Annotated in this window: 2 protein-coding genes; both read right to left on the bottom strand. The window is 54.3% G+C overall.

Features of this window, described 5'->3' with window-relative positions:
- The coding region (locus tag NW838_RS12165) for a response regulator (RefSeq protein ID WP_414428116.1) at positions 1-136 on the bottom strand (136 nt) is incomplete at its 3' end.
- 31 nt (positions 137-167) lie between these two features.
- On the bottom strand, positions 168-503 hold a 336-nt coding region (locus NW838_RS12160; protein WP_414428115.1), incomplete at its 5' end, for a ferric reductase-like transmembrane domain-containing protein.

Below are 503 nucleotides of genomic sequence, written 5' to 3'. Positions count from 1 at the left end.
AAAATTGATAGCCATCCATGCCCGGCATCATGACATCGAGCAAGACAATATCGGGCATCTCCTCGCGCACCTTTTCGACCGCTTCACGGCCATTGGTGGCAGTTGTTACCCGCATACCTTCTAGCTCGAGATTCATGCGCATGAAGGTTATCATACGCGGCTCGTCATCAACGACGAGTACCAGTTTGTCTTTGAGTTCGCTCATATCGCCATTGTACCACACGCTGCCAGGTTTGCCTAGCCGGAATACGGGCGAACAGCAGGATTGTGAGTAGAGTTCCGGCAATGAGCGCCGGACGCGGATCTTTGCTTAGCCACAGATAGTGTATCACGGCCAGTATTGCGGCCAGGTAGACGAGCCGATGCAGACGGCGCCAGCTCTGCCTGAGCCGTCGCTGCCAGCCGGTCGTTGAGGTTATGGCCAGGGGTACTAACAGCATAAAGGCCAGCAGCCCAGCAATGATGTAACGCTTTTCAGTAATCACCTGGAGTATCAGACTCAG

Source organism: Synechococcus sp. R55.2 (assembly GCF_047462075.1).
GTDB lineage: Bacteria > Cyanobacteriota > Cyanobacteriia > Thermostichales > Thermostichaceae > Thermostichus.
Note: the sequence above shows the minus strand (reverse complement) of the source record. Positions and strands in the feature narration are given on the sequence as shown.